Source organism: Phenylobacterium sp. (genome assembly GCF_035276905.1).
GTDB lineage: Bacteria > Pseudomonadota > Alphaproteobacteria > Caulobacterales > Caulobacteraceae > Phenylobacterium.
Genome location: NZ_DATELG010000161.1, coordinates 1 through 4,199, shown reverse-complemented (window position 1 = coordinate 4,199; position 4,199 = coordinate 1). Strand labels below are relative to the sequence as shown.

Annotated in this window: 6 protein-coding genes; 3 read left to right on the top strand and 3 right to left on the bottom strand. The window is 69.2% G+C overall.

Annotated features, from left to right (window positions below):
• Positions 1 to 1,218 (top strand): AAA family ATPase (locus VJS38_RS07225; protein ID WP_324087477.1); only part of this gene is annotated, 1,218 nt, incomplete at its 5' end.
• Positions 1,219 to 1,270: 52 nt separating this feature from the next.
• On the opposite strand, the gene VJS38_RS07220 is transcribed toward VJS38_RS07225, so the two are convergent.
• From VJS38_RS07220 to arfB, 3 genes are all read right to left on the bottom strand, one after another.
• Positions 1,271 to 1,636: a hypothetical protein gene (locus VJS38_RS07220; RefSeq protein ID WP_324087476.1), complete on the bottom strand. Its 366-nt coding sequence runs from the start codon at positions 1,634 to 1,636 to the stop codon at positions 1,271 to 1,273.
• Positions 1,637 to 1,698: 62 nt separating this feature from the next.
• On the bottom strand, positions 1,699 to 2,232 hold the full coding sequence (locus VJS38_RS07215) for a hypothetical protein (RefSeq protein WP_324087475.1): 534 nt from the start codon (positions 2,230 to 2,232) through the stop codon (positions 1,699 to 1,701).
• Positions 2,233 to 2,299: 67 nt separating this feature from the next.
• Complete coding sequence (arfB, locus tag VJS38_RS07210; protein ID WP_324087474.1) at positions 2,300 to 2,722, bottom strand: alternative ribosome rescue aminoacyl-tRNA hydrolase ArfB; 423 nt, start codon at positions 2,720 to 2,722, stop codon at positions 2,300 to 2,302.
• A 163-nt stretch (positions 2,723 to 2,885) separates the two neighbouring features.
• On the opposite strand from arfB, the gene ilvC reads away from it, so the two are divergent.
• Complete coding sequence (gene ilvC / locus VJS38_RS07205; protein ID WP_324087473.1) at positions 2,886 to 3,905, top strand: ketol-acid reductoisomerase; 1,020 nt, start codon at positions 2,886 to 2,888, stop codon at positions 3,903 to 3,905.
• A 91-nt stretch (positions 3,906 to 3,996) separates the two neighbouring features.
• A partial coding sequence (locus tag VJS38_RS07200) for a DUF6538 domain-containing protein (RefSeq protein WP_324087472.1) occupies positions 3,997 to 4,199 on the top strand: 203 nt, incomplete at its 3' end.

Here is a 4,199-nt window from a genome sequence, read left to right as displayed (position 1 = left end):
GCGGAGATGACCGCGCGCTGGAAGGCGGAGAAGGACAAGGTCGGCCAGGCCGCCCAGGCCCGCGAGGCGCTGGACCGGCTGCGCGCCGAGCTCGCCGCCGCCCAGCGCCGCGGCGACCTGCAGCGCGCCTCGGAGATCGCCTACGGCGAGATCCCGCCGCTGGAGAGGCGCCTGGCCGAGGAGGAGTCCAAGGCCGAGAAGGACGCCGTTTCGCCCGAGGTGGTCGACGCCGAGCAGATCGCCGCGGTGGTCTCGCGCTGGACCGGGGTGCCGGTCGAGAAGATGCTCGAGGGCGAGCGCGAGAAGCTGCTCCAGATGGAGACCGCCCTGCGCGAGCGGGTGGTCGGCCAGGAGGAAGCGCTGGTCGCCGTCTCCGACGCCGTGCGGCGCGCGCGGGCGGGCCTGAAGGACCCGAGCCGGCCGATCGGCTCGTTCCTGTTCCTGGGGCCCACTGGCGTCGGCAAGACCGAGCTTACCAAGGCGCTCGCCGAGTTCCTGTTCGACGACGAGTCCGCCGTGACCCGCCTCGACATGAGCGAGTACATGGAGAAGCACTCGGTCAGCCGGATGATCGGCGCGCCTCCGGGCTACGTCGGCTATGACGAAGGCGGGGCGTTGACCGAGAGCGTGCGGCGCCGGCCCTATCAGGTCGTGCTGTTCGACGAGGTCGAGAAGGCGCACCCCGACGTCTTCAACGTGCTCCTGCAGGTGCTGGACGACGGTCGCCTCACGGACGGCCAGGGCCGCACCGTCGACTTCCGCAACACCCTGATCATCATGACCTCGAACCTGGGGTCGGAGTATCTGGCCAACCTGGCGGACGGCGACGACGTGGAGACGGCGAGGCCCTTGGTCATGGACGTGGTGCGCAAGCACTTCCGGCCCGAGTTCCTCAACCGGATCGACGAGATCATCCTCTTCAAGCGGCTGGGCCGCTCGGAGATGGGCAACATCGTCCGCATCCAGCTGAAGCGGGTGGAGAAGCTGCTGGCCGACCGGCGCATGACGCTGTCGCTCGACGACGCGGCCCAGCACTGGCTCGCCGAGCGCGGCTACGACCCGGTCTATGGGGCCAGGCCCTTGAAGCGGGTGATCCAGAAGGAGCTGGTCGACCCGATCGCCCGCAAACTGCTGGCGGGCGACCTGGAGGACGGCCAGGTCATCGAGGTCGGCGCCACCGGCGACGGCCTGGCCATCGGCCGGGCCAAGGTGCACTGAGGCGTGAAAGGAGAGGGCTTCCCGGACGGCGGGAGGCCCTTCTCTCCCTCCCCTACCAGCACTCGCGCCGGGTCATATAGCGGCCGTAGTCGCTGTCGTAGCGGTTGACCAGCTTGCATTTGATCACCGCTCCGTCGGGCCGGACCATGCCGTTGGGATCCGGGCCGAAGCGGTCTTGGGGGGCCTGGCTCAGGACGTCGGGCGACAGGGCCGCGCCAGGCAGCGTCCTGCCGTTGAAGCCGTCGTAGCCGTCGCCGTAGCTGTAGGGCGTGTAGCGCCCGTCGTAGCCGTAGGCCTTCGGCGGCTCGTAGCGGTAGGCGTAGTCCGCGCCGCGGCCCGGATAATAGCCGGAGGGCTGGGCCTGGGCCGCGCTGGCGAGTGCGAGGACCAGCGCTCCGGCCATCAAGGTCCCCCGCATCCTGGAATCTCCGCGCTTCTGCTTCTGCAGCGTCCAACGCGGAGCTTGGCCCGGAGGGTCCGTCAGAACGCCAGCGGCGTCATCTTCCCGGCGGTGGTGGTGACGCGCTTCATCAGGGCCAGGCCTTCGCCGCCGCCGGGCGGCTTGGCGATGGTGATCGCGTACCAGGCGCCGTCCGGCAGGCCGCCGAAGGTGAAGCGGCTGGAGCCGTCGCAGGTGGTGCGCCGGACGAAGGCGGAATAGTCGCCGGAGGGCGCCGACGGCGTGCGCGCCCGCACCGCCTCGGCCGGCTCCGCGGCGCTCTCCGTCGAGCCGTAGAGGATCTTCATCCGCCGTCGCGTCCAGGGCGTCTCCGGCGTCAGGATGACGGTGGCGTGGGCGCAGCTGTAGCGGGTCTTGCCCTGGTGGAAGGCGACCTGGCCGGAGATGCCGCCGCGCCCGGACTCGGTCGACCAGGCGAAATCCGCAGCGCGGAAGGCCGAGCCGGACGAGGGACCATAGCCGGAGGGCGGCGAGGGGCCGAGGGTGGGCGTGCAGGCGGCCAGCGCGGCGGCTGCGGCTGCGGCGAGAACGGGAAATATCGTGGCGCGCGACATGGGCTTCACCATAGGAGCATCTGCGGCTCTCGAAAAACCGGATTTGAGGCGCCGCGATGGCGAACCGTTAATCAACGCTTGGCCTGCCCCGCATCGCCTTGACGCCGCCGCGGCGGGCCTTGCCTTCGAGACGGCGCTTTTTCGACGCAAGCGTCGGCCGCGTCTTCTTGCGCGGCGGGGGCGGCGGTTCGGCGGCCTTGCGGATCAGCGCGACCAGCCGTTCGATGGCCTCGGCGCGGTTCATCTCCTGCGAGCGGAAGCCCTGGGCGGTGATCACCAGCACCCCGTCCTGGGTCAGGCGCGAGCCGGCCAGGTGGTAGAGCCTGGCGCGCACCGGCTCCGGCAGCGAGGGCGAGGCGCGCACGTCGAAGCGCAGCTCGACCGCGGTCGAGGTCTTGTTGACGTGCTGACCCCCCGGTCCCGAGGCGCGGACCGCTTTCCAGATCAGCTCGCTCTCGGCGAGCGCGATGGCGGGCGTGACCTCGATCATCGGCGCTTCAACTGCCATGCTTTGCGGCCACAGGCGACCGTCGCCGGACCCCGCGACGCGCCACGCCCTTGACCTTCAGGCAAAAAACCGCTTCAGAGCCCGCGCTTTGCCGCGCGCGCGTTACGCAGCCGCGCGGCCTTTCCTTCGGTTCAGGAGAACAATCATGCGCGTCTACTACGACCGCGACGCCGACATTTCCCGCATCCTGGACAAGAAGATCGCCGTCGTAGGCTATGGCTCCCAGGGCCGCGCGCACGCGCTGAACCTCGTCGACTCCGGCGTGAAGAACGTCGCCGTCGCCCTGAAGCCCGGCTCGGCCACCGCCAAGAAGGTGGAAGCCGACGGCCTGAAGGTGATGAGCGTCGCCGACGCCGCCAAATGGGCCGACGCCCTGATGATCCTGGCGCCCGACGAGCACCAGGCCGCGATCTACAAGAACGAGATCCACGACAACCTGCGCGACGGCGCGGCCCTGCTGTTCGCCCACGGCCTGAACGTTCACTTCGGCCTGATCGAGCCGAAGGCGACCGTCGACGTGCTGATGGTCGCGCCGAAGGGCCCCGGCCATACGGTGCGCGGCGAGTACCAGAAGGGCGGCGGCGTGCCGTGCCTGATCGCCATCCACCAGAACGCCACCGGCGGCGCCATGGACCTCGGCCTGGCCTACGCCTCGGCGATCGGCGGCGGCCGCTCGGGCGTCATCGAGACCAACTTCCGCGAAGAGTGCGAGACCGACCTGTTCGGCGAGCAGGCGGTGCTCTGCGGCGGCCTGGTCGAGCTGATCCGCGCCGGCTTCGAGACCCTGGTCGAGGCGGGCTATGCGCCGGAGATGGCCTATTTCGAGTGCCTGCACGAGGTGAAGCTGATCGTCGACCTCATCTATGAGGGCGGCATCGCCAACATGAACTACTCGATCTCCAACACCGCCGAGTACGGCGAGTACGTGACCGGCCCGCGGATCGTCACGGCGGAGACCAAGGCCGAGATGAAGCGCGTGCTGGAGGACATCCAGTCCGGCCGCTTCGTCCGCGACTTCATGCTGGAGAACCAGGCCGGCCAGCCGTCGTTCAAGGCGACCCGCCGGCGGGCCTCCGAGCACCAGATCGAGGAAGTCGGCCAGCGCCTGCGCGCCATGATGCCCTGGATCAGCAAGAACAAGCTCGTTGATCAGGCCCGCAACTAGCGCTGAAAACGCTAGGAAACTAGGAAAGTCAGGGGCTTAGAAACTGCCCGTGTCCCGCGTGACTGCTACACAGCGCACGTCGGAGAAGGACATGTTGACCGGCCTCAAACAGCGCGGAACGCGGTGGTCTTTGCGCCGCCGTGTTCCCGCTGATCTCGTGGAAGCGTGGGGACAGACGGAAGTCACTCGCGCCCTGGGCACACCGGACTACAAGGAAGCTCGTAAGCGCCTGCCGCAGGCGTGGGCCGCCTTGGACGCGGAGTTCGATGCGTTCCGTGCGGAGCTTCGGGGCCA

Excerpts from the sequence above, each read along its gene's own strand:
- VJS38_RS07215 (WP_324087475.1), bottom strand. The coding sequence starts at position 2,232 with ATGTCGCGCGCCACGATATTTCCCGTTCTCGCCGCAGCCGCAGCCGCC.
- VJS38_RS07220 (WP_324087476.1), bottom strand. The coding sequence starts at position 1,636 with ATGCGGGGGACCTTGATGGCCGGAGCGCTGGTCCTCGCACTCGCCAGC.
- arfB (WP_324087474.1), bottom strand. The coding sequence starts at position 2,722 with ATGATCGAGGTCACGCCCGCCATCGCGCTCGCCGAGAGCGAGCTGATC.
- ilvC (WP_324087473.1), top strand. The coding sequence starts at position 2,886 with ATGCGCGTCTACTACGACCGCGACGCCGACATTTCCCGCATCCTGGAC.